Genomic DNA, 25,449 nt, shown 5'->3' on the forward strand with positions numbered 1-25,449 from the left:
TACTTGATACTGTAATCCATTTTTCTGAAGAATTCTATATTTTCTAGTATTCTGGTTCTTTCTTTTTAACGGCAAGTGATGCTAAAAGGCCGATAATGATGTAGACTACCATCCAAATAAACCATCCTTTGATTTGAGTTCCGATACCAAAAGTATCTTGTTTCTCTAATTCGGTAATGGTTTGATCGATCGCTTCTTGAGGAGTACCAAATCGTTCCATCATGGCAACAGATACTTCAATTGACTTTTCTTTTATAGCTATGGCAGCATCAGGATCAACAAAATTAAAAATAACAACGCTTACGAGCATAGAAATTAAGGTACCCAATGCGATTGCTATAAAGTATGCGGTAAAAGCAGATTTAAAAGATATAAATCCACCGAGTAATTTTTTTGCTTTTACACCTGCTATGATACCAAGTGTAACAGGAATTCCAATTTGTATAAAAATCATCCACCATTTAGTGAATAAGTCTTGATAAACGGCATAGCCAATAACAGTAATTAGTGAAAGTATAACACCTAATGTAATCCCTTGAGATACACCACTTGATTTAACAGCTTTTTCCATATGTATAAAGTTTTGGTTATTTAGATATAACACAATAGGTATACAAATTTATGAATTTGTTACAGTTTGAAAGGAAAAAGATGTGATGTAGGGTATTAGGGTTTAGTAAATGAAGTGGTAATGAATAATAGGGTAGGCGTTTGTTTAGTTAATAGGATCTCTTTTTTTGCGGATAAATAGCCCTAGAATCAAACCAAATATAATACCGCTACATAAGTGTGACGCCATATGTCTAGAAATAATTATTAATGGAGAGTGCGCTCTTTTAGCAATAGCCATTCTTCGATCAACATCTTTTTGTGTAAATTCAGTAGAGTTTTCTACCAATCTTTTAAAATTATTCTCATTGATCTGATCTATAAACTCTGGATCTATAACATGAATTCTTAGTATGTCACATAACATGGCTACAAGCCCTCCTATTAATGCTATTCCTATACTAATTTTTAATGCTTCTTTAAGACTGATATACCCATTGTTATTTTTTTTAAAGGTCTTTAACCCTAATAATATGCTTCCAACGGTAATAGAAAGTAGAGTAAACAAACCAGTTATTAGGAAAAACAAATGAGTTATTGATAATTTGTTCTCAAGTTCTTTCAAAAAATTAAAAGAAAAAATATGAATAATAGTTACTACTCCTAAAATGGCACCATATTTAAGTATGTGTTTTTTGAATTGAATCAATCTTAGCATAAAAACAAAGAATGTTATGAATATGATTACAGAAACATGAAATAAATGATTTCTAATAGTACCTCCTTTATACAATGTAAAGAAACTAAAAAGCAACATACTAATGATACCAAAAGTAAATCCATGTTTTTGGATAAACTTTTTCGCAGACATGTTAGAAGTTTTCATGGTTAGATTTTTAGTGATTAGTGGTTGAGAGATGAATTATGTTAACGATTTTTTCTTTTTTTTTCTGATGATCAAGCCAATAATCAAACCGAAAATAATACCATTACCTAATTGTTCTATCATACGTCTAGAAATCATTATTAATGGAGAGTTACGCGTTTTAGCGATAGCCATTCTTCGCTCAACATCTTTTTGTGTAAATTCAGTAGAGTTTTCTACTACTTGTTTAAAATGATTTTCATTGATCTGATCTATAATCCCTGTATCTATAACATGCATTAGTAGTATTCTCCATAATACAGCAATAAGCCCTCCTATTATTGATATTCCTATACTAACTTGTAATGCTTCTTTAAGACTGATATAACCATCGTTATTTTTTTTTAAGGCTTTTAGACCTAAGAATATGCTTCCAACGGTAATAAAAAGTAAAACAAATAAACGAGGTCTAGTTAAATAGTCTCCAGATTCTTCTAACAATTTGAAAGGAAAATTATAAATAATAGTCGCTATCCCTAAAATGGCACCATATTTAAGTATGTGTTTTTTGAATTGTATCAACCTAAGCATAAAAACAAAGACGATTGTTAATATGAGTATAGAAACATGATATAAATGATTTCTAACAGTAAGTCCTTTATAAAATGTAAGGAAACTAAAAAGCAACATACTTATGATGCCAAAGGTAAATCCATGTTTTGTAATAAGCTTTTTCACAGTTACATTATAATTTTTTATAGTTTGTATTATAGTTGATTAGTAGCTGAGCGACACATTATGTAAGTGATTCTTTCTTTTTCTTTCTGATAATTAAGCCAAAAATCAACCCAAATAGAATACCGCTACATAAGTGTGCCGCCATAGATCTAGAAATCATTATTAATGGAGAGTTCACTCTTTTAGTAATAGCCATTCTTCGATCAATATCTTTTTGCGTAATTTCAGTAGAGTTTTCTACTAATTTTTTAAAATTATTCTCATTCATCTGATCTATAAAGCCTGAATCTATAACATGAATTCTTAGTATGTCACATAACATGGCTATAAGCCCTCCTATTAATGCTATTCCTATACTAATTTTTAATGCTTCTTTGAGGCTGATATATCCATCGTTATTTTTTTTAAAAGCTTTTAACCCTAATAATATGCTTACAATGGTAATGAAAAGTAGAATTAAAAAACCAATTGTTAGGACAAACAAATGAGTTATTGTTAATTTGTTCTCAAGTTCTTTCAAAAAATTAAAAGAAAGAACATGAATAATAGTTGCTACCCCTAAAATAATACCATATTTAATTATGTACTTTTTGAATTGTATCAACCTAAGAATAAAAACAAAGACGATTATTAGTATTAGTGTAGAAATATGAAATAAATGATTCTTAGCAGTAAGCCCTTTATAAAATGTAAATAAACTAAAAAACATCATACTTATCATACAAAAGGTAAATCCATGTTTTTGGATAAGTTTTTTCACAGATAAGTTGGAAGATTTCATGGTTAGATTTTTAGTGATTAGTGGTTGAGAGATGAATTATGTAAGTGATTCTTTCTTTTTCTTTCTTATAAAAAGCCCAAGAACATAGCCAATTACAATGCCATGACCTAAATGTTCTGCCATACGTCTAGAAATCATTCTTAATGGTGAGTTCATTCTTTTAATTATAGCCATTCTTCTATCAATATCTTTTTGTGTAAATTCAATAGAGTTTTCTAACATTCTTTTAAAATTATTCTCATTGACTTGATCTATAAACTCTGTATCTATAACATGAATTCGTAGTATTCTCCATAATACCGCAACAAGCCCTCCCATTAATGATATTCCTATACTAATTTTTAATACTTCTTTAAGACTGATATAGCCATCGTTATTTTTTTTAAAGACTTGTAACCCTAACAATATGCTTCCAATAGTAATAAAAAGTAAAACAAATAAACGAGTTCTAGTAAATTTAATCCCTGATTCGTCCAACAACTTAAAGGAAAGAGTATAAATAACAGTCGCTACCCCTAAAATGACACCATATTTAAGTATGTGTTTTTTGAATTGTATCAATCTAAGCATAAAAACAAAGACGATTGTTAATATGAGTATAGAAATCTGAAATAAATGATTTCTAACAGTAAGTCCCATATAAGATGTTAAAATGCTAAARATTAACATGCTTATGATACCAAAAGTAAATCCATGTTTTTCAATTAGCTTTTTCATAAATGCATTATAATTTTTCATAGTTTGTATTATAGTTGATTAGTACTTAGGATATAAGTTACGTAAGCGATTCTTTCTTTTTCTTTCTAATAATTAAGCCACCAATTAATGAGAATACGATTCCTACGATTAGATCTTCTGCTAAACCTTTAATAATCCAAGAAATTGGTGTAGTTTGTTCATTTGTTTTTCTTATTAATTGATCAATTTTTTCTTTAGAAATGTTTGTATTATTCTTAGTGATTTTTTCGTATTGATATTCTTTAAGATTATTAATGATATCGGCATCAAGATTAGCGATCAAGACTTCAATTATAACGGATATAAAACCTCCTAAAAGTGAAATTCCAGTGCCTAATATGATAGCTTCCATAATAGTAAGAGCCTTATTGTTATCTTTTTTATAAGATAGTAAACCTGCTATTATAGAACATGAAGTAATCAAAATAAGGACTGTTAGATGGAATAAGTTTTGATTGGTATAATCACCATTTAAATAAATTAGAAAAATAAAAAGTGATAAAATAATTCCAAAAATAACCCCATATTTAAGAATGTTACTTATTATTGGTTTTTTAAAGTTTATCATGAAATCCAGCTTATTCTGATATGTTATTTAATGTGATTTGTTTTTTTCTTAAAATAAGTCCTATTATTAATGAAATAAAGAATCCAACTATTAGATCTTCAATTATACCAATAGTTAACATTCCAATTGGCGACTTTACATTTTTTGTAATTACTATCTTCCTGTTTATAGCTGCTTCATTCAGATCTGATGAGCTTTCAGTGAGACGTTTAAACTGATCATCGATAATTTGTGTTATTATTTCTGGTTCAATTATTTTAATTAAAACAATTTCCCAGATTGTAGGAATTAATCCACCAAATATTGATATGCCAATACCAACTATTAATGCTTGCGTTAGGTTTAAGTTTTCTTTATTCTTGTTTTTAAAAGAGTTTAATGCATAAAATATAGAAGAAATAGTTAAAGTCAAGAGAATGAAGAAATGAAGCGTTCTGTATTTTCCATAATTACCAGAAATATAAAATGAAAAGCCGGAAGTTGCACAAAGAATTCCAAAAATAACTCCATATTTTAGGATGTGCTTTATCATAGATGTATTAGGGCTCATATATTATTTATAAAACATAAATATAAATACTTTCCTAATGTAAACCCTATATTTCTACTAGTTCCTTAAAAACTGGATCTTTGGATATCTTTTGTATCATCCTTTTTTTAGTATCGTATTTCTTTTTACGTACATAGGTTTCTGAATATCCCATAGTAAAAGCAATTTCTTTTGAACTCTTTTCCTCAAAAAAGTACTGCCATAACTGTTTTGTAGTATCTTTTAATGTTACAAAATAGGTGTTGAACAAATTTTGTCGATCTTTTTGAAATAGTTCTTCAGAAATAGTAGGGGTATCGTCCTGATACTGATCATCCAGAATTTCAGCCATTCCCCATTTACGTTCTTTTCGAGCATGGTTAAACCATAGATTTTTACAAATACCGTAGAAAAAACCGTTTACTGTAGTTTTAATAATTGTGTTATCAGATCGTAGTTTCAGGTATAACAGTACTAATGCATCCTGAAAAATATCCTCAGTGTCCTGTGTGCTACCTCCTTGTTTTAAAATGTAGTTTTTTACAAGGGGAAGGTTGTACTGATAGAATGATTTTAAAATAGTTTCATCTCCATCAATAATTCCCTTTATGATTTCTTTTTCATTTGTTGTTTCCATACTATTTTAGTTCCCTTATGATTCAATACTATGTGCTGTTTTGTTTTTAGTTGATTGCTAATTGAGAATATTTTAACAGATAAATAGCTCTATATTTTAGCAGTATATGTTGATAGAATTTAGTTGCTTGTATAGCACAAATGTATTAGGATAAAAGGGCTAAAAACAAGTAAAACAGGTCGGTTTTTATAAAATAAGACTCCTTTTTTTGTGGTTATTTATCTTGTATTCAGCTGTTTAATGCGTTTTGTGTGTATTCGCGATATTTCGGGAATTAATAGTAGCTTTGTAAGCTGTTTAGATACAAGATTGACAGTTTTACAGAGTTAATGATTAAAATTTTGCATGAAAAAATTAACGTTTCTTTTTTTTATTTTTTTAAGTAGCATCATACTAGCTCAAGAAACTAATTTTGATCAAAAGTTTTTAGATTCTATTCAGTCCCTAAAGTATTTCGAGCTGTATCAATCTTTTATAAAGTACAAAGATCAAGAACCCTTAAAAGCTCATATATATGCGGATGCTTATTTAAAAAAGGCAAAGAATGAAGAGAATACCTATTTTATTGCACATGGATGGATATTGTTGGCAGAGTATTATAAAGAAACCTCAGTTTATTTAACCTATACGGATAGTATTATTCAATTAACCGAAAAGAATTATAGCAAAGAGTTTCCTGCGCGTGCATATATATTAAAGGGAGAATATTTTTATAGAAAGCAGTTGTTTGCTAAAGCACTTCGTAATTATGGATTGGCAAATCAAGTAGCAATGCAAAAAACGAATCCAAGAATGATTTATGAAAGTAACAGGGCAGTAGGAGTACTCAATAGTGATTTAGGATTCCATGAACATGCATTGAAGCTTTTTAAAGATTCATATGTATATGCAGAAAATGAGGAATTAGCAAGTTCTTTAATTGATCTAGATCTTGTATCTAAAGAGTTTATTAACTTACAGATACTGGATTCGGCAATGTATTACAATGATAAAGGGATTAAAGAAACTTTTAATATTGATAAAAAAGACTTATATCATTCGTTTGTCATAAATTCAGGGATTATACTGTACCATGGAAAAGAATATAAACTAGCCATTGATAGTTTACTCAAAGGTGTGTCCTATATTGAAAAAAATGATTTGAAACTTGATTTGGTAAATGCTTATTATTATCTGGGAAAATCTTATGATCAAATTAATAATGCTTCAAAGAGTATTGCTTGTCTAGAAAAAACGGACTCTTTATTAAAGATTTCAAGAAAAGTAAAACCAGCTATTTTTGATACTTACAAGATCTTAATGAATCAATATCAAAAGAAAGAGAATCCAATAAAAACAAAATTTTATGCCGATCGATTATCTGAATTGGACAGCATCGCAAAGCAAGTGTATACAGATTCCGTGAAATCTGTCATAGCTTCTTATAAAACACCGAAAATCGTATCTGATGACGATGAGAGAATTTCAGATTTAGTGGATTACAAATTGAAATATGTTATACTAATAATAGGAACTGTTGTTGGATTTGCTTTGTTGATAGGGCTCTTAGTTTATGTATATAAAGATCGTAATCAATATAAAAAGAGTTTTAATGCAGTAGTAGCTTATAACAATACCTTGTCTGAAGAATCTAAAAAAACAATTGAGAACGAAGAAGGTACCAAAGTAAAGGAGTTAAATATATCCAAAGAAACCATTGATGCGATATTAAAAGGAATTACGACTTTTGAGAATAATAAAAAATACCTGAATAAAAAGTATAGTCTTAGTTTACTAGCGAAAGAAATCAATACGAACTCTACCTATTTGTCTAAGGTGATTAATATCTATATGGGGAAGAGTTTCTCTAATTATTTACACGATTTACGTATTGGATATGCTATAGATAGACTTAGAGATGATAGGCAATTTCGTTTGTACTCCATTAAAGGAATCTCAGAAGAGGTAGGTTTTAAGAATAGTGAATCATTTTCTAAAGCCTTCCATAAAAAAACAGGAATCTATCCTTCTGCTTTTATCAAAAAACTGAAAAATGCCTAGGGTATGCTACTAACTGAAAGGATCTCTTTTTTTGCGGATGATAAGGCCGGTAATAAAAGATAAGAAAAACCCTACTATTATATCTTCAACTAAACCTTTAATTATCATTATCCATGGAGAAGTGAACTTTTGAATTATTGCTATCTTTCTCTCAATATTTTCTTGTGAAAAATCTTTTGAAGTTTCTGCTATTTTTTTTATTTGTCTATCCTCAAATTGGGTTATGATTTCCGGATCAATAACCTTAAGTACTATTATTTCCCAAAAGGTAACCATAAACCCGCCTAATACAGTTATCCCAATTCCAATTTTTAAGGCTTCGCTGAGACTAATAAAGTAATTGTTTTTTCTTTTAAAAGAAATTAGACCAATAACAATACTAAAAAGAGTAATTAAAAAAAGAATACTATAATGAAATACACTTTTGGTTGTGTAATTCCCAGTAGAATAATTTACCAAACTATATATAATAATAGAAAGTCCTAAAAGAAAACCATATTGTATTACATACTTTTTTATAGGAATACTCTTACTTTTCATTGTGTTATTTTGGGTTTTTGTACTATTTGTTCTTTTCAAATATAGTAAAATGTTAGTTACAAGATAGTTATTTTCTGGATTTTAAGCGGATAATTGATTAAAAATGACTATATTTACGTTATAGAATTACGGGTAAACCATCATTTTTATTGTTTTTTACAAGTCAAACATAATAAAAGCTTAGATGCACTTTAGCCGTTTTTTTAGCTCTTTAACTCCCAAAATATTGTAATATGAAAACAAAATTACTCTATGTAGCAAGTTTTATGCTTGTATTATTTACAGCTTGTTCAGTAGAAGAGAACAATGAATTATCTGAACAAGAAAAAGACCTTAAAATTAAAAGTTTAGTAAAAACTTTTGTTGAAGACGTAAGACCAACTTCTAATTACAAGAAGTTTATAGAAGATGTGAAATTTAAATCCAAAAATTCTTCCGGATTATCTCAAGAAGAGTTAGACCAATTGGAGCAAGATTTTTTGAGCCAACAATCACCTGAATTTGTAGAATTATACTATTTTGTAGATAGTCTGAATTTGAAAGAGGATGAACTTAGGGCAATGGTAGTATTGTATTTTGATAGTATTAAGCAGATTGATATTAATAAATCAGATGAAGATACTGAAGATTGTGAAGCTTCCGCTGAAGGTAATAATACAGACCTTTTATGGAATTTTTTAGCTAAAATTGTTTGTGAAGTTATTGGAAATTAATTTCATAAAATGATATTTTAAAAATCATAAAAATAGTTCTTAATAACCTTGCTGTTTTATAAAAAATCCTTACATTTGCACCTCGAAAATGATAAGATATAACCATGAGAAAAGATATTCACCCAGAAAATTATAGACTAGTTGCCTTTAAGGACATGTCGAATGATGAGGTTTTTATAACAAAATCTACTGCGAATACTAAAGAAACACTAGAAGTAGATGGTGTTGAGTATCCGTTAGTGAAATTAGAAATTTCAAGAACTTCTCATCCTTTCTATACAGGTAAGTCTAAACTTATCGATACTGCAGGACGTATCGACAAGTTCAAAAACAAATACGCTAAATTCAAAAAGTAATTTAGTAGTACAACTAACAGAAAGCCTTTCTTCACCGAAAGGCTTTTTTGTTTTTATACGTTACCGTATTTTTGATTCCGAATTATGAAAATGGATAGCAATTAAAGCTTTTACTTAAGATAACTTCCTCCTTTGAAACAATATCGCGATAGCGATGGGCGAGCTTTCAGGTAGGAAAAAAAGGATGTTACAAAACACCCTCTTCCTTGTCCATCGCTCCAACTTGAATATAACTAAGGTTGTGTCGTCCTCAAGGGAAGGAGTTTAAAGAATGGCTGGAAGGTATCGAGAAGCATTTGTAAATATCTAAAGATTAAAAAACCAATTAGAAAACATATCATCTAAACAACTATGAACTATATTCTTTTTGATGGGGCTTCCAGAAATGCATTGCTACCATTTACCTATACCAGACCTGTGGCAGATATTAGAATAGGAATTTTAACCATTCGAGAAAAATGGGAAAAGTATTTAGGCTTTACCACTTCTACTGTAACCGAAGATTATCTGAGTGATAAATATCCAATGGTAGAAGTAGCAGAAAATGTAATGATCAATGCTTCTTTTTTGCCTACAAAAAATCTGGTGGTTATGATTCAAAACTTGCAACCAGAGCAGGCTATTTTTTATGAAGATGAACCGATTGCTTTTTATACCAAAGAGGATCAGGAAGTAGATTTTGATGCCTATGATGTCATACAATACAGTTATGATGTATTAACGGTGCAAAATACTTGGGATATATTTTCTAAGAATGAACGAGCGATCAAAGAAGATTTTGAATTACTCACTGAAGACCGAACGAGTGAACCGATTCCAGGGAGTGTTCAGGTGATCGCACCTGAAAATGTATTTATCGAAGAAGGAGCGAAGCTTGCGTTTGTAACATTAAACGCTTCTGCTGGACCGATTTATATTGGGAAAGATGCCGAAATTATGGAGGGTAGTTTGATTAGAGGACCTTTTGCTTTGTGTGATCATGGAACTATCAAAATGGGAGCCAAAATATATGGAGGAACTACCGTTGGTCCGTTTTCTAAAATAGGAGGAGAGGTAAGTAATTCCGTAATATTTGGATATTCTAATAAAGGACATGATGGTTTTATAGGAAATACGGTGTTAGGAGAATGGTGTAATCTAGGCGCTGATACCAATACTTCAAATTTGAAGAATAATTATGCACCAGTACGTTTATGGAGTTATGAAACTGAAGGATTTGCCAAAACAGGATTGCAATTTTGCGGTTTGATGATGGGAGATCATTCTAAATGTGGTATCAATACCATGTTTAATACCGGAACTGTCGTTGGTGTAAATGCTAATATTTTTGGAAGTGGATTTCCACGTAATTTTGTGCCTAGTTATAGTTGGGGTGGAAGTAATGGTTTTTCTACTTATTTAACCAAAAAAGCTTTTGAAGTTGCTAAAGTGGTCATGGCTAGACGTAAAGTAGATTTTACAGAAGAAGATCAAAAGATTTTAGAACATGTTTTTGAAGAAACAAAAACATGGAGAAAGAGTTATGAGTAACATCTTAGTAAGTTATAAAACAAAAAGGTAGTAAGAAAGCTTACTACCTTTTTTTGTTCATTAAAAATTGTAATCGTATTATTCTCTGGTAAAGAAAGATTTGATAGCTTCTTCTCCTGGATCGTTTACGATAAATGTAGTACCTGTAACTTCTTCTAAAGTAACAGAATAAGCATCACCGTTTTCATATGTAGCTGGATCTCCATTAGTGGTTTCGTTAAAAATAACTAAGGTAAGACTTGATTCTTCTTCGTCATATGCCCAATATCCAGTAGCAGCGTAATTATATTCTTCAACATCGCCATAAGCAGCTTGACAGTTTTCTACAGTTGCAGAATAATCAAAATTTCTGCTAGACTCATCAAATGTTTCTGATAAGGTTCCATCTGCATTAAAGGTAACCTTAGCTAAGTTAATGGTATAGCAATATGCATCGTCTATTGTTAACTCAGTATCGTTATTACAGTTTACAGTAAAAGATTCGCAGGTTTCTTGACCTACAATGTCTGTATCTGTTTCTCCATCATAAGTAATTTCTTCTTTTGTAAGATTCCAAGTACCTACTAAGTTTGGATTTCCTCCCCAAGCTTCTACTTCTACACATACTTCTACAGGTTGGCTGATATTTCCATCGGTATCATAAATACAAATTAGGTAACAGAAAGTTCCTGGAGACACAGTATCTTCAAAATCTACATCAATATTGATTTCTTGATCGTTGGATTTACTGTTGTTTTTTGATTTACCGAATAAGCGGTTTTGTTTTTTATGAGATTTAGTAGGTTGTACGATGTCCCAATATTCATCTGCCATGGTTCCGTCTGATGATTGTACTTGAATATACGACCCTGCATAATTTGTAGGTGCATTAAAAGTAATATCGAAACCATTTTTTTGGAAACCAGATAGTGTAGTTTTGTCTAAACTAAAAGGAAGTGTTCCTGTAGGTGAGGGAGCATTTCCAGTGATCTGTGTACCGTTTTGAATAATAATTCCAGAAGAAACATCATCTGGGTTTAAAGCAACTTCTTCAGTTGGATCTGGAGTTACGGTTACCACTCCAGGTCCGTTGTTAGAATCATCATCACTACAAGAAACTGCAGCAAAAAATAATGATGCCATTGCAAATAAATACGTTTTTTTCATCTGTTTTTTTCTTTTTAAGATGGTTAAGTATCAGATAAAATTCACCAAGTCAGAAAGGAGTTTTTATGCCTCGATTGTGTTGGTTAATTTTAAAAGATTTGGGTTTGTTAAAATTAATCGATCCCGAATATAGGGAAAATTTATCGACAAAACGCATTTTTGATCGATGAAAAGTTTATTTTCTTGTTTTGTAGATGATTCTGTAGCATCTATTTCCCTTTCAAGCTTGGTCTATTGCTATGAAATAGTAGCGATCTAAATAAATGATCTATTTAGGGATGTAATGTTAAAAACAGACTAATTAGAAATTTTTGTAAATCTAAAATGTACTCTAGAATTACTAGCACCATTTTGAACTTGGCCAATAATATCTCCGTTAATTCCAGAAATCGAATAATTTTCTGGTATGGTACTACTTACACGTAGTATTCCATATGATCGTTGATCTGGAAAAGATATAGTGTAATTCCCGTTTTCATCTGTTGTTGTGCAAATAAAGCCAGGACAATCATTTGTACCTAATTTTGTTTCGGCAAGTATTGGAGTTCCCGAATCGTAAACATATATTTCGACACCCATAATACCTTCATTGGTGTAGTCGTCTATTGCTCTTCCTTCTACATTTATGATTAAAGTGTCTTCCTCTTCTTCACAAGAAGTTAGTAAGAAAGTTGTGATAAATACTAGTAGAAAGAATCGTCTCATTGATGCGGATGTTTTGTTTTAAAAGTATCCAATATCTAGGGATATCTACAGACTTTTTTACGAAATTCACGAAAACTATTATAGTTTAAGTATCTATTTTTCCTTCCAAACTCTTTTAATTATGACGTATACATATTTTATAATGCTTAGTTGATGAAATTTTGAAATGATTCTTATTTGGTGTAATTTTACATCAAAGATAAAGTTATGGCGAGACAAAGTATATCATTTACAAAACCAAATGATGAATGGCTAAAAGCCCAAGTGGACAATAAAGAGTATTCTAGCAAAAGTGAATTGGTGAATGACTTGATTCGACAAGCGCGAAAACAACAAATCCAAGTTGATTGGATTCGTGCTAAACTAGAAAAGGCTGAAAATAGTGGGTTTTCAAGTGATAGTAAAGAGGATATTCTAGCGCATTCAAAGTCTTTATTGAATGACTAAATACCGATTAAGTAATGAGGCTAAAAATGACTTGATTAGGATTCATCATTATGGAGTAAAAAAATATGGAATGGCCCAAGCAGACAAATATCTCAATTCGTTTTTTGAATATTTCGATATGATTGCTAATAGACCTTTTTCCTTCGAGTCTGTGGATTATATAAAAACAGGGTATAGGCGATGTGTTTGTGGAGTTGATAGTATTTATTTCAAGGTAAACGAAAATACTGTAGATATAATGGCAATTGTCGGAAGGCAGGATTTGGATGAAATTTTATGAATTGGTAAAAAATAAAATTACCACAGCAAAGTATAGAAATACATTCCATAAAAACTGATATATCTACTTAATTTTTATTTATGAGTACCAGATTTCTTGTTTTGATGATTTCTAAGTATCTATTTTTCCTTCCAAACTCTTTTTAATACTAAGAAGTTTTGTGGATTGTTGGTAAGTCCTTTTACATTTTTTTGCACAAATCTGGTAGCCTGATCATAATACAGAGGAACGATAGGAGCGTGTGCAATTACGATAGAATCCATTTTGATATATAATTGTTCTCTCAGTTTGGGATCTGTAATGGAAAAACTTTGTTCATACAATTGATCAAAAGTTTCATTTTTAAAGTGCGTATAGTTAGGACCGTTTGGTGTAAAGTTTTTGCTATAATACGGAGATAAGAAATTTTCTGCATCTGGATAATCTGCGATCCAACTAGCTCTAAACGCATCTAATTCGCCACTCCATTTCTTTTTTCTAATGGTAGAAGGTGTCATGACATCTACAATCACAGTAAGCCCTACTTTCTCTAATTCACGCTGAATGAATTCAAATAAACTTTGATAATTATTATCCGTCGCGATTCTGATCGTTGGAGTTTTATTTCCACTAATTTTGATATACTCTTTAATTAATTTTTCTGCCTTCATAGGATTGTAAGTATATCCTTTTTGTTTATTGTATCCTGGTAATCCACAAGGAATAAAACCGCTATTGGCAGGTGTTCCCACTCCATTTTTCAAGTAGGTAATCATTTTTTGACGGTCAAAACCATAATTTATCGCTTTCCGAATCAATTCAGATTTTACCTCGTCCGTATCTCCTTCCAGATAGAATCCTAGGTATTCAGAATTCAAATACGGACTTTTAGTAAAGGTGATTTTATCTTTGAATTTTGCCCGTAACTCGCCACTTGGTGTTAAGAGTTCGTCCTTATAAGAAGCATCTAAGCTGTTTAAGAAATCAATATTTCCTTTAGCAAACTGTAAAAATTCCGTTTGTTTGTCTGGTAAAAAAGTCACGGTAATAGCTTCCAGATAAGGTAGTTGTTTCCCGTTTGCATCTTTCTCAAAATATAACTCGTTTTTACGAAGCACTAATTTGATATTTTCTTCCCATAATTTGAACTTAAAAGGACCGGTTCCAATAGGATTTGCTCTAAAATCACTACCATAAAATTCTACAATTTCCTTTGGCACTACAGAGCAATAACGCATACTCATTAGTCCTAAAAAAGCGGGGAAAGGTTTCTTTAATTGAATTAGGAAGGTAGTGTCATTAACAGCCTGATATTTTTCAACATTCTTTAATACCCAATTTCCAGGAGAAGCCACTTTGGGATCAATAAGCCGATTAAAGCTATATTCAAAATCTTTAGCAACTACAATTCTGGTGCTATCTTTAGATTTAAATTCACTATGCTTATGAAATTTCACATCATTTCTTAATGTGAATGTATAGGTTAAATTGTCATCAGAAATAGTCCAGTATTTTGCAATATCTGGTTGTACATGCAATGAATCATCCAATTGTACCAAACTATTAAATAATTGATTTGTGGGCCAAATGATGGATGGATTCCTGGCAAATGCAGGATCTAAAGTAAGAACATTAGAGTATTCATTATATCTGAATATCAAATGCTCACGATTCTCTTTGGTAGCATCTTTACAAGAAATACAAAGGATGCAAAAGTAAACTATTGCAAAATAGGAAGTTAAAGTAGTTAATTGGTTGATTTTCAATTTTAGTAAACGGATTATTGTTGGTATCTTTGACGGCTTTTAACGAAGATACTAACATAAGGTTGGAATCTTTGAATTAAAAACTAGTGTAAATATAAATAGATTTCTGTCCTTGCGGAAATGACTGTTTGAATGTTGATGAGAAAAAAAGTTGCTTTTTATACCTTAGGTTGTAAACTGAATTTTTCGGAAACCTCTACTATTGCTAGAAACTTTACAGATGAAGGCTTTGATCGAGTGGACTTTTCGGAGAATGCAGATATTTACGTAATTAATACCTGTTCTGTAACAGAAAATGCTGATAAGAGATTTAAAACCATCGTAAAGCAAGCGCAAAAATCAAATCCTGATGCTTTTGTTGCTGCTGTGGGTTGCTATGCCCAGTTAAAACCTGWAGAGTTAGTTGCTGTGGATGGTGTGGACTTGGTATTAGGTGCTACAGAAAAATTTAAAATCACAGATTACATTAATGATTTGTCTAAGAATGAGTTTGGAGAAATTCATTCTTGCGAAATAGAAGAAGCTGATTTCTATGTGGGAAGTTATTCTATTGGTGATCGTACAAGAGCTTTTTTGAAAGTACAAGATGGATGTGATTATAAGTGTACCTATTGTACCATTCCGTTGGCTAGAGGAATTTCTAGAAGTGATACTTTAGAAAATGTATTAAAGAATGCTAAGGAGATTTCCGAACAGGGAATTAAGGAGATTGTACTTACTGGAGTTAATATAGGTGATTACGGAAAAGGAGAGTTTGGTAATAAAAAACACGAGCATACTTTTTATGAACTGGTACAAGCATTAGATGAAGTGGAAGGAATTGAGCGATTGCGCATTTCTTCAATAGAACCGAATTTATTGAAAAATGAGACCATAGAATTTGTTTCTAAATCAAGAACATTTGTACCACACTTTCATATTCCTTTACAGTCTGGGAGTGATGAGATCTTAAAAATGATGCGTCGTCGATATTTGAGTGATTTGTATGTGGACCGCGTAAAAAAGATCAAAGAGGTGATGCCACATGCATGTATTGGAGTAGATGTAATTGTTGGTTTTCCAGGAGAAACAGATGATCACTTTTTGGATACCTATAACTTTTTGTCTGAATTAGATATTTCCTACTTACATGTATTTACGTATTCTGAAAGGGAAAATACAGTTGCAGCTTCTTTAGATGGAGTTGTGCCTCAAGATGTGCGAAAAAAGAGGAGTAAAATGCTTAGAGGACTTTCTGTAAAGAAAAGAAGAGCTTTTTATGAAAGTCAGCTAGGAACAGAAAGAACCGTATTGTTCGAATCTGAAAATAAAGAAGGATACATTCATGGTTTTACAGAGAATTATGTAAAAGTGAAAATGCCTTGGGATCCATCGTTTGTAAATACACTACATCCAATAAAACTTACGCATATCGATGAAGATGGAATGGTACGATTTGATCTGTTAGAAAAGTAATATATCACGATTTATCAAAAATAAAAAAGCCTGCTCAATGCAGGCTTTACTTTTTTTAATTTACTGACAGTGACTATATGTTGATGCCAACAGGAAGTAAATCTTTGTATTTTCTTCTATTCTTTCGCATAAACTTAGCGATGATAGGGCTCGTAGGAACAAGTCTAATATTACGCTCTTCGATAATATTAAAAACAGCTACTATAAAATCTTCAGAATATCCCTTTTCTATTTGTTCTTCGCTCATTACAAGCTTCGTTAGGAATATTTTTCTCTCTTGTTGAGCATACTCGATCTTTGATTTCTGACCATCGATAGTAGTTTCAAATTGTCTTAAGAATTCGTTGTCTACTATCTCTAATTCGACATCGCTCATGTTCTCCATATTTTTTTAATTTACTATTTAATAATAATTAAAAGGGTTTTCAAACGTTATAATGATGCTTTTTCGAAAAATACAGGTGGGTAAAAGTTGTATGAAATTTTACTATTTTGCAATATGCCTAACTAAGATTTGTTAGTTAAAATTTTCCCTTTTACAATAATTTAATGCCCTGTTTACTTTTTTCTGATAAAGTATTACTATAGTTTTGAGCTGCAAAGATAAGAAAATTAGAACTTTAAACTGATAAACCACTGTTAAAATACCTAGTATGAAGGAAGTTACCCATGTTTATTTTGTTCCTGGTATGGCTGCAGATGTTTCCATTTTTGAGTTTATAAAATTACCGGAAGCATCATATAAGAAACATATGCTCCCTTGGAAGATTCCAAGTAAAGATGAATCTATAAAAGATTATGCACGGCGAATGTGTGAAGAAATCGAACATAAACAGTGTGTGCTTATTGGAGTGTCTTTTGGAGGGATTATGGTTCAGGAAATGAGTAAGTATTTGAATGTCAAAAAGTTGATAATAATTTCCAGTGTTAAAAATAAGCATGAGTTGCCTAAAAGAATGCATATTGTTCGTAAGACCAAAGCGTATAAGTTGATGCCTACCTCCTTGGTGTCTAAAATCGATAATTGGGAGAAATTAGCTTTTGGTGACTTTGCTAAAAAACGAGCTGCCTTATATCAAAAATACTTGTCTGTCAATGATAAAACATATTTGGATTGGGCAATCGAAAAAATAGTATGTTGGGATCAGGAAGAAACTATTGAAGGAATTGTGCATATCCATGGAACTAAGGATATTGTTTTTCCAATTTCTTACATTGATAGTTGTATAACGGTAGAAAAAGGTACTCACGTGATGATTATTAACCGCGCAAGATGGTTTAACAAGCATTTACCAGAAATAATTGAGAATTAATTGCCGATATTCCAATAATTTACGTTATTTTGGAAACTTAGAATATATTTCCCCTATAAAACCTACTTAAAGATGAAGTTGATAAGAAAAATGCTAGTTTTCCTAGGCGTGCTATTTACCTTTAGTATTTTAGTAAACGCTACTCAAGAGGAACCTCAAAAACCAATTGCGCAAGAACTTTTAGAAGAAAAGTTGATTAATGACTATAATGTCTATGCAGTGCCAATGCCAGAAAATATAAATTTTGCTGGAGAATTAGTTCCTGTAGAAAATCCAGATATCCGTGAACGAATGGATAGAGAACTTTTGGTAAATACCTATTGGCAATCTAATGGATTATTGCTTTTTAAAAGAGCCAACAAATACTTTCCAATTATAGAACCAATTTTGAAAGAAGAAGGTGTTCCTGATGATTTCAAATATCTTGCGGTTATTGAAAGTAGTTTAACGCAAGCTGTATCTCCTGCTAGAGCTACTGGTTTTTGGCAGATTCTTAAAAATACAGGAAGAGAATACGGATTAGAAGTTAATAACAATGTCGATGAACGATATCATATCGAAAAATCTACGAGAGTTGCTTGTAAGTATTTAAAGAATGCTAAAAACCGTTTTGGAAGTTGGACACTAGCTGCTGCTGCCTATAATGCGGGTCCTGCTGGAATCAATAAGCAATTAACGAGACAAAAAGCTACTACCTATTATGATCTTTTATTAGGACAAGAAACAGGAAGATATGTGTTTAGAATTGCTGCAGTAAAAGAAATCCTAAGTAATCCTAAGAAGTATGGATTCAACTTTAATCAAAAAGACTTATACGAGTATATTCCTACCTTTAATGTTTTGGTGGATGAGCCTATTACAGATTTTAATGAATTTGCGGCAAAATATAATATCAATTATAAAATTCTGAAACTTCATAATCCTTGGTTAAGAGAAACACATCTTAATAATAGTACAGGCAAAGAGTACTTGATTAAAATACCAAGAGAAGGATATTATAAAACAGGAATGGGGCAGTAGCTCCATTTTTTTGGTTCAATAATTACATTTTTATTGGTACGATTACCACATTTGTTGTAAAATTGTGGTATGGATACAATGACTATTATTTCTTTGGTGGTTATCGGCTTATTAGCTGGTTTTCTTAGTGGTACTATGGGAATCGGAGGAAGCGTAGTGATGATCCCTTTACTGATCTTATGGGTTGGTTTTACGCAACATCAAGCGCAAGGTACTAGTCTTGCCGTGTTATCAGTTCCGGTTACCTTATTAGCTGCCTTTAATTATTATAAAGAAGGTCATGTGAATTGGAAATTCGCTGCGATTATCGCTATTACTTTTATTATAGGAGGTTATTTAGGTAGTAAGCTAGCAATTTCTGTAAATCAATCTACACTTAAAAAGATATTTGGTGGAGTCCTTTTAATAGTAGCACTGAAAATGATTTTTGGTAAGTGATAAAAAGATATGTCTTCCATGCACTACTAAATTTTCAAGTTATAAAGTACTAAAGCCCCTTTTTGTAAGTAAAAAGAGGCTTGATATCTTATAATAGAGAGTACTTTAACAAGATTGTATTAATCTTGCCAAGTTGCTAATGCGTTTACCGCTTCATCTGTATAATCGGTAAATAGACCATCTACTCCTGCATCAAAGAACAAATGATATTCTGCTTCTGGATTACCAGCACTCCATTGTGTATTTTCATTTCTAAAAGTATATGGATGTACCAAAAGATTATTTTCATGTGCTAAGGTTACAAAATCTGTTGGTGGTAATAAAGTAAGCTCTCCAGAATCTTCTGTTCTATAAGAAATAATGAAAGGCTTCCATGGACCAATTCCATCTGCATAACTTGCAGTGAACTCCATTCCTTCTCTGGTAGTAAAAAATTCATAAGTTCGTTGATCACCATTAACATAAAAATCGAAAGGAGAGCCATACGATATAAAATCACCAGCTGGCACATTATAATCTAAAGATCCATCAGTATTGATGTTATAAGTGGAAATTAACTGAACTAGTTTTACTGAAGATTTGTTATTGATATATTGTAAAGGCTCTACCTCAAAACACTGAACAAATACTGGAGCACTTTTTCGATTTATATGATATTTAGATAGTACTTTCAATAATTCATTTTCCATAAAATGTGTCCCAAAAATTTCATTGTGAAAGTATGGATGTTTAATTTCAGGATAGATACCTACTGTTCTCCCTCTTTTAATGGATTCTTTTTTTGCCAGTATGATAACTTCTTCGAAAGTAGGAATGTCAAATAGATTATCAAAATCAGTAGGTCTTCCGCTAAAAGGCTGCTTTGCTTTTAATGTTTTAATTTGCGCTAAAGTAAAATCTGATGCAAACCAATCCGTAACCATTTTACCATCTAGATTTTTAGTAGTTTTTAGGTTAGCAAACTCTGGAAGTTCAGAAACATTAGTAGTACCTGAAAGAAAAGGTTCATGACGAGCAATTAAGTGACCATCTTTAGTAAGTACTAAATCAGGTTCGATAAAATCTGCATCCAATTCAGCAGCTTTAGCATACCCTTCTAGAGTATGTTCTGGTAGTACGGATTGTGCTCCTCTGTGAGCAATTATTAAAGGCAGCTGATCATTACCCGTTCCTGGATCTCCGCTGGAATCATCTACAAAGTCACAAGAAATAACGGTAGTAAGAATCAATGATAATAGTGTAATACGTTTAAGAGTTTTCATTTTTTCGATTTTAAATTTCGAGCAAGAAATGAAACTTAAATTAGCTAAATGTAAAACTAAGGTTACACTACGATCACCTTACTAATAACTAGGTTAAATTTTTGAGAGATCGATATAAGGTAATTATTTTGTTATATCAATAGGGTATAACTGATAGTAATAAACTTCTTTTGTGAGAAGCGCTGAAAATGATTTTTGGTAAGTAAAGAAAGAAATATAAGGAAGAATTACTTATTTCCGCTTCTTCCTTGATTTTCTATAGAATCCTTTTCTCTACGATAGCGTTCGTATTCTTCATCGATATCACGTTCTTCTTGAGTTCTGTTGTCTCCACGTTTTTTCGATTTTTTTGTTTCTACTTCTGCTTCAGGAACCAATTCTCCTTTAGCATCTAAATCTGTAATTAACAATGAAACTCCTTTGGATAAAGAATTATAATGTATGGTATAAGAATTACTTAAGGTTTCACTAGAGTGATGAGTTACAATTTTTCGAATATCTAGAAGCTTCTTATCACTATCCATAAAATACATCATAGGAAAACCTAATGAGTGTTTTAGGTTATTGATAATGTAGGAATTTTGATTCGTAAGCTCATTCACGTATAGCAATTGTACATTTTCACTGTACTCATCTACTTTTTCTTTTAATCGTTCTTTGGTATCCCAAAACAGTACAATAAAGTCTATCTGATCATGAAATTTATCGGCTAAGTCATTTAGCGCTGGGATTTCACCAATTCCTGGCACGCACCAAGTAGCATATGTAATAAGGAAAATAGGTTTTTCAATTTCTTTAAATGAAATAGGTTCTCCTTTTAAAGGACTCATTTTAAAATCATCCATATAGGTTCCTACTAAATGATTTTGAACCAAGGAATCAAATAAAAATTTTGCATACTCTAGATCTTGATCTTTGTATGCCTCATTACTTTTAAGATTATATTTCTTGATATGCGCCGCAACAGCGATGGAAAAAGGAACTTTTCTTTCTACTTGCCCTACTTGTCCAAAAGTATTTCCAATAGATAAAAAGAGTATTCCTAGAATTATTATTTTCTTCATTACAACCTTATTACGATAGCTAAAGTACTATAAAGTCTTTAGAAATAACAGTTTTAATACTTCAAAACGTTATTTCTTTGATTTTAGTACGCTATTTATTTCACCCCTAAAACTAATAGATAACGTAATTATAGGTACAATTAGTGTGCCTAAATTTTTTTCATTTGTTGCTTCATCATCGTGATTTGCTCTTTCAGCATACCGTGCTTATCCAATTTTTTAGCTTCGGTAAGTAAGTTCTGAGCTTCCCGTTTTCTTCTCTTAGTCATTGCAATTCCAGCTAAGTTTAGTTTAGCAACTGCAAGATCTTGGTTCATTGATAAACCGAGTTTGATAGCTTTTTTTAAATATTTTTCCGCTTGTGTGATATTGGTTTGTGATAGCATAATACCTAAAAGGTAGTTATAATACCCTTGTTGTTTTGTAGTAAGAGCACTTTCAGGATTTTTAATTTTATCTAACCATTTTTTAGCTCCCGGAAAATCTTGTTTACGTAATCTAAGGAAAGCTAATAGAATAAATTCGTTTTTAAAATATAGGAATACAAAAAATGCAGCTAGTAAAATCAGCATAATCCCATTACCAATATATCCTTCTATCATTTGCCAAACGGCAGTTCCAACAATTAATGCAGCTATTAATAGTTTAATATTTTTGTTATACATGAAATGAGTTATTTTTTAATCGCGGCAAAGGTAATAAAAACAATTAAAAAATTTTGATATTTAGGTTTGCGAAAGTAAAAACTCTTCGTATATTTGCCCGCAGTTTTGGGATGAGATGCCCACTAGATATATAAAAAGATATTTCAAGAAGATATATAAAGAGAGATAGCAATGAAAAGAACGTTTCAACCATCGAAGAGAAAGAGAAAAAACAAACACGGTTTTAGAGAGCGTATGGCTTCTGCTAATGGTAGAAAGGTCCTTGCTCGAAGAAGAGCTAAGGGTAGAAAAAAGCTATCTGTTTCTTCTGAATTAAGACACAAGCACTAATGATTATTGTGCAGTGAAAATATAAAGGTGTTACTTTTAGGAGTAACGCCTTTTTTTATATCTAATAGATTCCAAAAATTATTTTTAAATTTTCAATACCAACACCAAAATGCCAAAAGATCAAAAACTAAAAAGTATATTAATCATCGGATCAGGTCCAATTATTATTGGACAAGCTTGTGAGTTTGACTACTCAGGATCGCAAGCCTTACGTTCATTAAGAGAAGACGGAATAGAGACTATATTGATAAATTCTAATCCAGCTACGATAATGACAGATCCTTCGATGGCAGATCACGTATATTTGAGACCTTTGAATACGAAGTCTATTATCGAAATTCTTAAAAAACACCCTAATATTGATGCGGTTTTACCAACAATGGGTGGACAAACTGCTTTGAACTTATGTATTGAAGCTGATGAAAAAGGAATTTGGGAAGATTTTGATGTAGAGATTATTGGTGTTGATATCGATGCAATAAATATTACCGAAGACCGCGAAAAATTTAGAGAATTAATGTTGAAGATTGGTGTTGGAATGGCACCTCAAGCAACTGCAGGATCTTATCTAAAAGGTAAAGAAATTGCTCAAGAATTTGGATTCCCATTAGTAATTAGAGCCTCATATACCTTAGGAGGAGCAGGAGCATCTTTTGTATATAAAGAAGAAGATTTTGATGAATTGTTAACTCGTGGATTAGAGACATCTCCGATTCATGAGGTAATGATTGATAAAGCATTGATCGGTTGGAAAGAATATGAATTAGAGCTGTTAAGAGATGCCAATGATAATGTAGTTATTATTTGTGCTATTGAAAATATGGATCCAATGGGTATTCATACTGGAGATTCTATAACTGTAGCACCAGCAATGACACTTAGTGATAAAACATACCAAAAAATGCGTGATATGGCAATCCATATGATGCGTAGTATTGGGGAGTTTGCTGGAGGATGTAATGTGCAATTTGCAGTAAGTCCAGATGAGAATGAAGATATTATTGCTATTGAGATCAATCCTCGTGTATCTCGTTCTTCTGCCTTAGCATCTAAAGCAACGGGATATCCGATCGCAAAAATTGCTGCAAAATTAGCTATTGGGTATACATTAGATGAGTTAGATAACCAAATTACAAAATCAACTTCTGCGTTATTTGAGCCGACATTAGATTATGTAATTGTGAAAATTCCTCGTTGGAACTTTGATAAATTCGAAGGTTCTGATCGTACACTAGGTCTACAGATGAAAGCCGTGGGAGAGGTGATGGGAATTGGTCGTTCTTTCCAGGAGGCTTTACATAAGGCTACACAATCTTTAGAAATCAAAAGAAATGGTCTTGGTGCCGATGGAAAAGGATATAAGAATTACGATCAGATCATTGAGAAACTTACCTATGCAAGTTGGGATCGTGTTTTTGTGATCTATGATGCTATCCAAATGGGAATTCCATTAAGTAGGATCCACGAGATTACTAAAATTGATATGTGGTTCTTAAAACAATATGAAGAATTACATCTATTAGAAAAAGAGATTTCTACCTATACTATTCAGTCGTTAACAAAGGATTTGATTCTAGAAGCAAAACAAAAAGGATTTGCGGATAGACAAATCGCACATATGGTTGGTTGTTACGAAAGTGAAGTATATAATAAAAGAGATGAACTAGGAATTAATAGAGTTTATAAATTGGTGGATACTTGTGCTGCAGAGTTTAAAGCGCAAACACCTTATTTCTATTCTACATTCGAAGCGGAAACGCAAACTCCAGAAGGAGAGGTGATCGTAGCTAACGAAAGTGTAGTTACTGATAGAAAGAAAATTGTAGTATTAGGTTCTGGTCCTAACCGTATTGGTCAGGGAATTGAATTTGATTACTGTTGTGTTCATGGAGTTTTAGCATCAGCAGAATGTGGATATGAAACTATTATGATTAACTGTAATCCGGAAACTGTTTCTACAGACTTCGATACAGCTGATAAATTATATTTCGAACCTGTTTTTTGGGAACATATTTATGACATCATAAGACACGAAAAACCAGAAGGTGTAATCGTTCAGCTTGGTGGACAAACGGCATTGAAGTTAGCCGAAAAATTAGATCGATATGGAATCAATATCATCGGAACTAGTTATAAATCCCTGGATTTAGCCGAAGATAGAGGAAGTTTTTCAACTTTATTAAAAGAAAATAATATTCCTTATCCAGAATTTGATACTGCTGAAACGGCTGATGAAGCGTTAGCAGTAGCAGATCGTTTAGATTTCCCAATATTGGTGCGTCCATCTTATGTATTAGGTGGTCAAGGGATGAAAATTGTGATCAACAAACAGGAGTTAGAAGAGCATGTAGTTGATTTACTTCGTAAGATTCCTAATAATAAACTATTATTAGATCACTATTTAGATGGAGCCATAGAAGCTGAAGCAGATGCAATTTGCGATGGAGAAAATGTATACATCATCGGAATTATGGAGCATATAGAACCTTGTGGTATCCACTCAGGAGATTCCAATGCAACATTACCACCATTTAATCTTGGAGAGTTCGTGATGCAGCAAATCAAGGATCATACACATAAAATTGCTTTAGCATTAAATACAGTTGGTTTGATCAATATTCAGTTTGCTATAAAAGATGATACGGTTTATATCATCGAAGCGAACCCAAGAGCGTCTAGAACCGTTCCTTTTATTGCAAAAGCATACGGAGAGCCTTACGTGAATTATGCAACTAAGGTAATGCTGGGAGAAAAGAAAGTTACAGATTTTGATTTCAAACCTCATTTAGACGGATATGCAATCAAACAACCAGTATTTTCATTTAATAAATTTCCAAATGTAAATAAGAAACTGGGGCCAGAAATGAAGAGTACTGGAGAGAGTATTCTATTTATAGATGATCTTAAGGATGACCAGTTCTATGATTTATATTCAAGACGTAAGATGTATCTTAGTAAATAATTTTATGCTATATATAATCAAAATCCCGTTTTT

28 protein-coding genes are annotated in these 25,449 nt (G+C 31.7%); 12 read left to right on the top strand and 16 right to left on the bottom strand.

All coding sequences use genetic code 11. The features are described from left to right. Positions 1-43: 43 nt before the first annotated feature. The 8 genes from GBO31_RS09555 to GBO31_RS09590 all read right to left on the bottom strand — a co-directional run bounded on the left by GBO31_RS09555 (position 44) and on the right by GBO31_RS09590 (position 5,405). On the bottom strand, positions 44-571 hold the full coding sequence (locus GBO31_RS09555; protein WP_219008110.1) for a DUF4199 domain-containing protein: 528 nt from the start codon (positions 569-571) through the stop codon (positions 44-46). A gap of 144 nt (positions 572-715) precedes the next feature. Further along, positions 716-1,435: a DUF4199 domain-containing protein gene (locus GBO31_RS09560; protein WP_219008111.1), complete on the bottom strand. Its 720-nt coding sequence runs from the start codon at positions 1,433-1,435 to the stop codon at positions 716-718. 36 nt (positions 1,436-1,471) lie between these two features. Beyond that, complete coding sequence (locus tag GBO31_RS09565; RefSeq protein ID WP_219008112.1) at positions 1,472-2,152, bottom strand: DUF4199 family protein; 681 nt, start codon at positions 2,150-2,152, stop codon at positions 1,472-1,474. A gap of 58 nt (positions 2,153-2,210) precedes the next feature. Next, a complete protein-coding gene (locus tag GBO31_RS09570) occupies positions 2,211-2,933 on the bottom strand; it encodes a DUF4199 domain-containing protein (protein WP_219008113.1) in 723 nt (240 codons plus the stop codon). Positions 2,934-2,969: 36 nt separating this feature from the next. Next, on the bottom strand, positions 2,970-3,650 hold the full coding sequence (locus GBO31_RS09575; RefSeq protein ID WP_219008114.1) for a DUF4199 domain-containing protein: 681 nt from the start codon (positions 3,648-3,650) through the stop codon (positions 2,970-2,972). Between the two features lie 58 nt (positions 3,651-3,708). Next, positions 3,709-4,239, bottom strand: a complete 531-nt coding sequence (locus tag GBO31_RS09580; RefSeq protein WP_219008115.1) for a DUF4199 domain-containing protein — start codon at positions 4,237-4,239, stop codon at positions 3,709-3,711. 10 nt (positions 4,240-4,249) lie between these two features. Beyond that, positions 4,250-4,771 carry a DUF4199 domain-containing protein gene (locus tag GBO31_RS09585; RefSeq protein WP_219008116.1) on the bottom strand — a complete coding sequence of 174 codons (522 nt, stop codon included), beginning with the start codon at positions 4,769-4,771 and terminating at the stop codon, positions 4,250-4,252. Between the two features lie 64 nt (positions 4,772-4,835). Then, positions 4,836-5,405, bottom strand: coding sequence for an RNA polymerase sigma factor (locus GBO31_RS09590; RefSeq protein WP_219008117.1), 570 nt, complete (start codon positions 5,403-5,405; stop codon positions 4,836-4,838). A gap of 345 nt (positions 5,406-5,750) precedes the next feature. Between GBO31_RS09590 and GBO31_RS09595 the strand changes: the two genes are divergently transcribed. Next, on the top strand, positions 5,751-7,445 hold the full coding sequence (locus GBO31_RS09595; protein ID WP_219008118.1) for a helix-turn-helix domain-containing protein: 1,695 nt from the start codon (positions 5,751-5,753) through the stop codon (positions 7,443-7,445). Between the two features lie 9 nt (positions 7,446-7,454). Here the strand turns inward: GBO31_RS09595 and GBO31_RS09600 are convergent, their stop codons facing one another. Next, a complete protein-coding gene (locus GBO31_RS09600) occupies positions 7,455-7,985 on the bottom strand; it encodes a DUF4199 domain-containing protein (RefSeq protein ID WP_219008119.1) in 531 nt (176 codons plus the stop codon). Positions 7,986-8,218: 233 nt separating this feature from the next. Here GBO31_RS09600 and GBO31_RS09605 point away from each other — a divergent pair, with 233 nt between their 5' ends. The 3 genes from GBO31_RS09605 (at position 8,219) to GBO31_RS09615 (ending at position 10,584) form a co-directional block, all read left to right on the top strand. After that, positions 8,219-8,698, top strand: coding sequence for a hypothetical protein (locus GBO31_RS09605; protein WP_219008120.1), 480 nt, complete (start codon positions 8,219-8,221; stop codon positions 8,696-8,698). A gap of 104 nt (positions 8,699-8,802) precedes the next feature. Further along, positions 8,803-9,054 (top strand): type B 50S ribosomal protein L31, encoded by a 252-nt coding sequence (locus GBO31_RS09610; RefSeq protein WP_219008121.1) that lies wholly within the window; start codon positions 8,803-8,805, stop codon positions 9,052-9,054. Positions 9,055-9,405: 351 nt separating this feature from the next. Beyond that, positions 9,406-10,584, top strand: a complete 1,179-nt coding sequence (locus GBO31_RS09615; protein ID WP_219008122.1) for a GlmU family protein — start codon at positions 9,406-9,408, stop codon at positions 10,582-10,584. Between the two features lie 78 nt (positions 10,585-10,662). Here the strand turns inward: GBO31_RS09615 and GBO31_RS09620 are convergent, their stop codons facing one another. Together GBO31_RS09620 and GBO31_RS09625 are read right to left on the bottom strand one after the other, a co-directional pair. Beyond that, a complete protein-coding gene (locus GBO31_RS09620; protein WP_219008123.1) occupies positions 10,663-11,730 on the bottom strand; it encodes a hypothetical protein in 1,068 nt (355 codons plus the stop codon). Between the two features lie 297 nt (positions 11,731-12,027). Next, positions 12,028-12,435, bottom strand: coding sequence for a carboxypeptidase-like regulatory domain-containing protein (locus GBO31_RS09625; RefSeq protein WP_219008124.1), 408 nt, complete (start codon positions 12,433-12,435; stop codon positions 12,028-12,030). Positions 12,436-12,642: 207 nt separating this feature from the next. Here GBO31_RS09625 and GBO31_RS09630 point away from each other — a divergent pair, with 207 nt between their 5' ends. Together GBO31_RS09630 and GBO31_RS09635 are read left to right on the top strand one after the other, a co-directional pair. After that, complete coding sequence (locus tag GBO31_RS09630; protein ID WP_219008125.1) at positions 12,643-12,882, top strand: ribbon-helix-helix domain-containing protein; 240 nt, start codon at positions 12,643-12,645, stop codon at positions 12,880-12,882. Beyond that, the gene (locus tag GBO31_RS09635; RefSeq protein ID WP_219008126.1) at positions 12,875-13,162 is read left to right on the top strand and encodes a type II toxin-antitoxin system RelE/ParE family toxin; all 288 of its coding nucleotides are present in this window, start codon (positions 12,875-12,877) and stop codon (positions 13,160-13,162) included. The genes GBO31_RS09630 and GBO31_RS09635 overlap by 8 nt, the downstream gene beginning before the upstream one ends. 119 nt (positions 13,163-13,281) lie before the next feature. On the opposite strand, the gene GBO31_RS09640 is transcribed toward GBO31_RS09635, so the two are convergent. Continuing rightward, entirely contained in the window at positions 13,282-14,907 is a 1,626-nt protein-coding gene (locus tag GBO31_RS09640; protein ID WP_219008127.1) for an ABC transporter substrate-binding protein, read from the bottom strand. A 138-nt stretch (positions 14,908-15,045) separates the two neighbouring features. On the opposite strand from GBO31_RS09640, the gene mtaB reads away from it, so the two are divergent. Further along, positions 15,046-16,362 (top strand): tRNA (N(6)-L-threonylcarbamoyladenosine(37)-C(2))-methylthiotransferase MtaB, encoded by a 1,317-nt coding sequence (gene mtaB, locus GBO31_RS09645; RefSeq protein WP_429725728.1) that lies wholly within the window; start codon positions 15,046-15,048, stop codon positions 16,360-16,362. A 73-nt stretch (positions 16,363-16,435) separates the two neighbouring features. On the opposite strand, the gene GBO31_RS09650 is transcribed toward mtaB, so the two are convergent. Next, complete coding sequence (locus GBO31_RS09650; RefSeq protein WP_219008129.1) at positions 16,436-16,738, bottom strand: GNAT family N-acetyltransferase; 303 nt, start codon at positions 16,736-16,738, stop codon at positions 16,436-16,438. Between the two features lie 277 nt (positions 16,739-17,015). Between GBO31_RS09650 and GBO31_RS09655 the strand changes: the two genes are divergently transcribed. From GBO31_RS09655 to GBO31_RS09665, 3 genes are all read left to right on the top strand, one after another. Further along, positions 17,016-17,675 (top strand): alpha/beta hydrolase, encoded by a 660-nt coding sequence (locus tag GBO31_RS09655; protein ID WP_219008130.1) that lies wholly within the window; start codon positions 17,016-17,018, stop codon positions 17,673-17,675. Between the two features lie 72 nt (positions 17,676-17,747). Then, entirely contained in the window at positions 17,748-18,695 is a 948-nt protein-coding gene (locus GBO31_RS09660; protein WP_219008131.1) for a lytic transglycosylase domain-containing protein, read from the top strand. Positions 18,696-18,764: 69 nt separating this feature from the next. Further along, positions 18,765-19,133, top strand: coding sequence for a sulfite exporter TauE/SafE family protein (locus GBO31_RS09665; protein WP_219008132.1), 369 nt, complete (start codon positions 18,765-18,767; stop codon positions 19,131-19,133). 119 nt (positions 19,134-19,252) lie between these two features. Here the strand turns inward: GBO31_RS09665 and GBO31_RS09670 are convergent, their stop codons facing one another. The 3 genes from GBO31_RS09670 to GBO31_RS09680 form a co-directional block, all read right to left on the bottom strand. Beyond that, entirely contained in the window at positions 19,253-20,395 is a 1,143-nt protein-coding gene (locus GBO31_RS09670; RefSeq protein WP_219008133.1) for a glycerophosphodiester phosphodiesterase, read from the bottom strand. A gap of 227 nt (positions 20,396-20,622) precedes the next feature. Then, the gene (locus GBO31_RS09675) at positions 20,623-21,459 is read right to left on the bottom strand and encodes a TlpA family protein disulfide reductase (RefSeq protein ID WP_219008134.1); all 837 of its coding nucleotides are present in this window, start codon (positions 21,457-21,459) and stop codon (positions 20,623-20,625) included. Positions 21,460-21,608: 149 nt separating this feature from the next. Further along, positions 21,609-22,124, bottom strand: a complete 516-nt coding sequence (locus tag GBO31_RS09680) for a DUF2892 domain-containing protein (RefSeq protein WP_219008135.1) — start codon at positions 22,122-22,124, stop codon at positions 21,609-21,611. 171 nt (positions 22,125-22,295) lie between these two features. Here GBO31_RS09680 and rpmH point away from each other — a divergent pair, with 171 nt between their 5' ends. Next, a complete protein-coding gene (gene rpmH, locus GBO31_RS09685) occupies positions 22,296-22,454 on the top strand; it encodes a 50S ribosomal protein L34 (RefSeq protein WP_081414554.1) in 159 nt (52 codons plus the stop codon). A 109-nt stretch (positions 22,455-22,563) separates the two neighbouring features. Beyond that, positions 22,564-25,416 carry a carbamoyl-phosphate synthase large subunit gene (carB, locus tag GBO31_RS09690; protein WP_219008136.1) on the top strand — a complete coding sequence of 951 codons (2,853 nt, stop codon included), beginning with the start codon at positions 22,564-22,566 and terminating at the stop codon, positions 25,414-25,416. Positions 25,417-25,449 lie beyond the last annotated feature (33 nt).

The organism is Aquimarina litoralis (assembly GCF_019295435.1).
Taxonomy (GTDB): domain Bacteria; phylum Bacteroidota; class Bacteroidia; order Flavobacteriales; family Flavobacteriaceae; genus Aquimarina; species Aquimarina litoralis_A.

Bases quoted from the DNA above. Each gene is read 5' to 3' on its own strand.
- GBO31_RS09605 (WP_219008120.1), top strand. From the start codon at position 8,219: ATGAAAACAAAATTACTCTATGTAGCAAGTTTTATGCTTGTATTATTT.
- GBO31_RS09655 (WP_219008130.1), top strand. From the start codon at position 17,016: ATGAAGGAAGTTACCCATGTTTATTTTGTTCCTGGTATGGCTGCAGAT.
- carB (WP_219008136.1), top strand. From the start codon at position 22,564: ATGCCAAAAGATCAAAAACTAAAAAGTATATTAATCATCGGATCAGGT.
- GBO31_RS09665 (WP_219008132.1), top strand. From the start codon at position 18,765: ATGGATACAATGACTATTATTTCTTTGGTGGTTATCGGCTTATTAGCT.
- GBO31_RS09615 (WP_219008122.1), top strand. From the start codon at position 9,406: ATGAACTATATTCTTTTTGATGGGGCTTCCAGAAATGCATTGCTACCA.
- GBO31_RS09650 (WP_219008129.1), bottom strand. From the start codon at position 16,738: ATGAGCGATGTCGAATTAGAGATAGTAGACAACGAATTCTTAAGACAA.
- GBO31_RS09555 (WP_219008110.1), bottom strand. From the start codon at position 571: ATGGAAAAAGCTGTTAAATCAAGTGGTGTATCTCAAGGGATTACATTA.
- GBO31_RS09595 (WP_219008118.1), top strand. From the start codon at position 5,751: ATGAAAAAATTAACGTTTCTTTTTTTTATTTTTTTAAGTAGCATCATA.
- GBO31_RS09635 (WP_219008126.1), top strand. From the start codon at position 12,875: ATGACTAAATACCGATTAAGTAATGAGGCTAAAAATGACTTGATTAGG.
- GBO31_RS09680 (WP_219008135.1), bottom strand. From the start codon at position 22,124: ATGTATAACAAAAATATTAAACTATTAATAGCTGCATTAATTGTTGGA.
- GBO31_RS09670 (WP_219008133.1), bottom strand. From the start codon at position 20,395: ATGAAAACTCTTAAACGTATTACACTATTATCATTGATTCTTACTACC.
- GBO31_RS09625 (WP_219008124.1), bottom strand. From the start codon at position 12,435: ATGAGACGATTCTTTCTACTAGTATTTATCACAACTTTCTTACTAACT.
- GBO31_RS09620 (WP_219008123.1), bottom strand. From the start codon at position 11,730: ATGAAAAAAACGTATTTATTTGCAATGGCATCATTATTTTTTGCTGCA.
- GBO31_RS09600 (WP_219008119.1), bottom strand. From the start codon at position 7,985: ATGAAAAGTAAGAGTATTCCTATAAAAAAGTATGTAATACAATATGGT.
- GBO31_RS09675 (WP_219008134.1), bottom strand. From the start codon at position 21,459: ATGAAGAAAATAATAATTCTAGGAATACTCTTTTTATCTATTGGAAAT.
- GBO31_RS09580 (WP_219008115.1), bottom strand. From the start codon at position 4,239: ATGATAAACTTTAAAAAACCAATAATAAGTAACATTCTTAAATATGGG.
- GBO31_RS09660 (WP_219008131.1), top strand. From the start codon at position 17,748: ATGAAGTTGATAAGAAAAATGCTAGTTTTCCTAGGCGTGCTATTTACC.
- GBO31_RS09570 (WP_219008113.1), bottom strand. From the start codon at position 2,933: ATGAAATCTTCCAACTTATCTGTGAAAAAACTTATCCAAAAACATGGA.
- rpmH (WP_081414554.1), top strand. From the start codon at position 22,296: ATGAAAAGAACGTTTCAACCATCGAAGAGAAAGAGAAAAAACAAACAC.
- GBO31_RS09610 (WP_219008121.1), top strand. From the start codon at position 8,803: ATGAGAAAAGATATTCACCCAGAAAATTATAGACTAGTTGCCTTTAAG.
- GBO31_RS09585 (WP_219008116.1), bottom strand. From the start codon at position 4,771: ATGATAAAGCACATCCTAAAATATGGAGTTATTTTTGGAATTCTTTGT.
- GBO31_RS09560 (WP_219008111.1), bottom strand. From the start codon at position 1,435: ATGAAAACTTCTAACATGTCTGCGAAAAAGTTTATCCAAAAACATGGA.
- GBO31_RS09630 (WP_219008125.1), top strand. From the start codon at position 12,643: ATGGCGAGACAAAGTATATCATTTACAAAACCAAATGATGAATGGCTA.
- GBO31_RS09590 (WP_219008117.1), bottom strand. From the start codon at position 5,405: ATGGAAACAACAAATGAAAAAGAAATCATAAAGGGAATTATTGATGGA.